Source organism: Microcoleus sp. Pol7_B2 (assembly GCF_036701035.1).
Taxonomy (GTDB): domain Bacteria; phylum Cyanobacteriota; class Cyanobacteriia; order Cyanobacteriales; family Microcoleaceae; genus Microcoleus.
The window spans coordinates 1-4136 of record NZ_JAUBQB010000158.1 but is presented as its reverse complement, the minus strand read 5'-3'; the positions used below and the strand labels follow the sequence as shown (position 1 = coordinate 4136).

Below are 4136 nucleotides of genomic sequence, written 5' to 3'. Positions count from 1 at the left end.
ACTCGAGCGAATAAGCTTTCATTTTTTCTGCTGATGTACTGAATGTACTGTACCACATTTACATGGAATTTGCTGTAAATAAAGCCGGGCCGGTTTTTGCTGTTGCTGCGGGCTGTCACGCCTTTTCTGAGCAAAAACCCGGTTTCTGGCTACCCGTGCGTAAGTCCTAATAGCAATAAGGGCGGACAAAATGCCCACCCCATATACTAGATATCACTTTGATATCAGACTTAAATTTTCAATACCCCCAGGGGAATTCGAATCCCCGTCGCATCCGTGAAAGGGATGTGTCCTAGGCCTCTAGACGATGGGGGCGCGTCGTTGCGTTTGCTTGTGTTCCGCACCTTTATTACCTTAACTAATCTTTCCGAATCTGTCAACTACTTTGCGAAACTTTTTTTTCTAGTCGTCCCAAAGCTCGTCACAGTAGGCTTTGAGGATGGCGGCGCAATTGCCGATCGCCCCGAGATGAGCAATTTCAAAGCCGTGGGTGTTCTGGGTGGGGAAAGCCAAACAAGCGGCGCGGGCTACGTGGCCGAACTTCATGGCGATCGAAGCATCGCTCCCAAAACCGCTAATTACCGCCAACTGCACCTCTACATCGGCTGCTGCGGCTGCTGCGCGCAATTGGGCGTTCAATCCTTCATCGTAGACTCCGTAGCCGTCCTGAACCAGCAAAACCGGGTTTTCGCCGTCACGAATCGGGTATTCCGGTGCTAGAGGGCAAATTTCCAAAGCGATCAGCGCATCCAACGGCTGGCGCTGCGTGAAATACAAAGCTCCGATCGCTCCAACCTCCTCCTTCGCCGACGCTACCAAATAAACATTCACCGCAGGCTCTTTCAAACATTCCGCCAGAGCCAGCAAAATCGCCACTGAAGCCTTGTTGTCCAGAGTGTAGCTGGCGATCCAATCCTTCAACCGCAGCGGGCGCTTGCGGTGCTTTCCCACCACCATCCGCGTGCCCGGTCGAATTCCGGCCTCGCCTAATTCCTCGGCGGTACACTTAGTTTCGATCCAGGCATTTTCCCACTTTAAAGAAACATCTTCCTGCTGAGCTTTCTGAGGAGATTCGTGAGAAACATGGCGCGAACCGAAGCTGAGAATGCCGCTAATTGTTTGCTTGTCTCCGAGCAAATCCACCACGCCTTCGCCGTAAACCCAAGGAAATGCGCCCCCCAGTCTGCGGACTTCCACGCGGCCCCTCTCGCCTATTGTTTTAACTAGGGCGCCAATTTCGTCTTTGTGGGCGGTAATGGCGATCGACTTTTCGGGATTGCGGCCCTTAATTAGGGCGATCGCATTGTCCGCGCGATCGAGCCAAGCATTCACTCCCAGGGCGGCGAATTTTTCCATCAACCGCTGGTTAATTTCCGACTCCGCACCGCTGGGTGAGTGCAGCATTACTAATTCTTCGATTGTTTGGAACAGGCGATCGAACTCTAACATTTTTGATTTTCGTTTTTAGGAGCGAATTTTGACATATATTAAAGCAGATTTACTCTCTATTTCCCCGGCGGTACACTTAGTTTTAATTCAGGCATTTTCCCACTTGAAAGAAACATCTTCCTGCTGAGCTTTTTGAGCAGCCTAGGAATGAAGCAATTGGACGCAGCAAAGGGGGATTGAGTAACAAGATTTATGGGAGCCGGTGGGTGCGTTGGGCAATCCGTTGGGGTTTCACCTCACCCCGGACAAACTCGTCACGCGAGCAGGAGGCGACCAACCGTAGCCGTTACTGATGGCGGATACACTGCTGGCTAACAAGGGCTATGATCCAGATCAGCGTGTGATTGATCCCCTCAATGCCGAGGGGAAGACCACCGTGATTTCACCTCGCCGCAATTGCAAGACCCTGGAAACTTACGATGCTGAATTGTACAAAGCCCGTCATTTGATTGAGAACTTTTTCCCCAAGCTCAAGCAGTATCAGGCAATCACGACACGCTATTACCGTAGGGCGGTGAACTTTCCGGCGTGCGATTCTTCTGGCTGCTGCAGTCATCTGTTTGAATTGATGACACCCCCTAAATTAACTTGACAGTGCCGTAAACTAATATGCCTGACCTCTTGAGCACCTTCTTTTCTAATAATTTCATTCCTCACGGGCATTGTTACCTCTGGAAACCGGGGTTAGTCTGGCTGCACTTAACGTCAGATGCCTTGACTACCCTCGCTTATTTCTCGGTGGCGGTTGCCATTGTTTATTTTACGAATGAGCGTAAGGATCTGCCTGCCCACACGGTGATACTGCTGGTGGGTTTCTTTTTTATCTTTGCATTATGTGGCACGACGCACCTGATGGAAATAGTGACACTTTGGCACCCCATTTATTGGGTTTCAGGACTGATCAAAGCTGTCACTGGTGCTTGGTCTTTGTATACCTTCACCTTTTTACTGATTCCCTTAATTCCAGTGGCACTCGATACGCCGAGTCCAGCTCAACTTGCCTTTACAAACCAGGAACTAGAAGAGAGTCGCCGCCGTATCCAGGCGATTAATGTGGAGCTAGAGCAACGGGTGCAGGAACGCACTTCCCAACTCGAAGCGTCTAATCGCACCAAAGACGAATTATTGAGGCGTGAACAAATAATTCGGGCAGAGGCAGAGGCAGCTAACCGTGCCAAGGATGAGTTTCTCTCGATTCTTTCTCATGAACTCAGAACTCCTCTCAACGCGATCTTAGGGTGGTCAACGATGTTACGGCAAAAAAACCTGAGTGAGGATAAGGTGGCGCGCGCTTTGGAGACGATCGAGCGAAACGCAAAGTCTCAAGCCCAGCTCATCGAAGACATCCTCGATGTTTCTCGCATCATCACAGGTAAACTGCGCCTCCGAGTCCGTCCTGTCAACCTCGTGTCGGTGATTGAATCGGCGATTGAGTCTGTACAATTGGCGGCTGAGGCAAAGTCAATTCGCCTGCAAAGCGTACTCGATTCTGAAGCTGGTCCGCTCTTGGGTGATGCCGATAGGTTGCAGCAAGTTGTGTGGAATCTACTTTCTAACGCCGTCAAATTTACTCCTAAAGACGGGCGAGTCCAGATTCTTTTGCAGCGAGTTAATTCCCATGTTGAAATTACTGTCAGCGACACTGGAGCAGGCATCAGCTCCGACTTTCTACCGTTGGTCTTCGATCGCTTCAGCCAGCACGACAGCACCACTACTCGCAGTTATGGGGGGTTGGGTTTAGGGTTAGCCATTGTGCGTCAATTAGTTGAATTACATGGCGGGACTGTAACGGTAGTTAGTCCAGGGGTAGGACAGGGGACGACCTTTACAGTCAAACTGCCCGTGATGATTATCCATCTACCACCCAGCGATCGAGAGCAATTAAACTCGCTGGTCGAGGCGAATGGGAGGGTTGAGGCTTCGCCGACCCTTGAAGGCTTACAAATCTTAGTGGTAGAGGACGAGGCTGACGCGCTAGAGTTGCTGAGCACGATTCTCGAAAAGTATGGTGCTGATGTCATGGCTGTGGCTTCGGCCAAGGAGGCCTGGACCATTATCGAAACCGCAACCGATCGCAAGCTCGATGTTTTAGTGAGCGATATTGGGATGCCGGATGAGGATGGCTACTCCCTGATCCGCAAGTTACGTCAACTTGAAGCGCAGCGGGGCGGTAGGCTACCCGCGATCGCGCTGACGGCTTATGCCCGGAATGACGATCGTCAGCAGGCACTATTAGCAGGTTTTCAGATGCATTTGACCAAACCCGTAGATGCTGCGGAGTTAGTGGCGGTGGTGACCAGCCTCACCGGACGTACAAGCAGGTGCTAAAACCCAGGTGTTCAAGAACCAATGTTGCGTTTGAGAATAATGGACTTCTTGTCAGCTTGGGGTGAAGGCAAGCGGTGGTGGCAAATCAAGCTGGTGAGTGTCGTCAGCAGCACAAACGTCTGTTAACTTGATTCCGGCAAAAAGTCTACTGTGTCAAAGATAGGAAGCACTCTGAGTGGTTATCGAGTAGAGCTTGCATGAGTGCTAGATTCTCTAGGGTGCGAATTTCGTGTTTGTCAGCGGTAATGGCGATCGACTTGTGGGGATTGCGATCGGGAATTAGGGCGCGATCGCACCGTTGACTTGAATGCCCAGAATCTCTCCCCGCTTGAGGTTGAGGGCGCTAAAGACTGCATCCG

At 51.0% G+C, this 4136-nt stretch carries 3 protein-coding genes and 1 tRNA gene; 2 read left to right on the top strand and 2 right to left on the bottom strand.

Annotation, left to right across the window (positions count from 1 at the left end):
• Positions 1 to 242: 242 nt before the first annotated feature.
• Positions 243 to 315, bottom strand: a tRNA-Glu gene (locus tag QUA57_RS28140).
• Between the two features lie 87 nt (positions 316 to 402).
• Positions 403 to 1449 carry a M42 family peptidase gene (locus tag QUA57_RS28135; protein ID WP_333035406.1) on the bottom strand — a complete coding sequence of 349 codons (1047 nt, stop codon included), beginning with the start codon at positions 1447 to 1449 and terminating at the stop codon, positions 403 to 405.
• Positions 1450 to 1741: 292 nt separating this feature from the next.
• Between QUA57_RS28135 and QUA57_RS28130 the strand changes: the two genes are divergently transcribed.
• Positions 1742 to 2041, top strand: a complete 300-nt coding sequence (locus QUA57_RS28130) for a hypothetical protein (RefSeq protein ID WP_333065071.1) — start codon at positions 1742 to 1744, stop codon at positions 2039 to 2041.
• A gap of 17 nt (positions 2042 to 2058) precedes the next feature.
• Positions 2059 to 3777 (top strand): ATP-binding protein, encoded by a 1719-nt coding sequence (locus QUA57_RS28125; protein WP_333065069.1) that lies wholly within the window; start codon positions 2059 to 2061, stop codon positions 3775 to 3777.
• Positions 3778 to 4136: the final 359 nt, after the last annotated feature.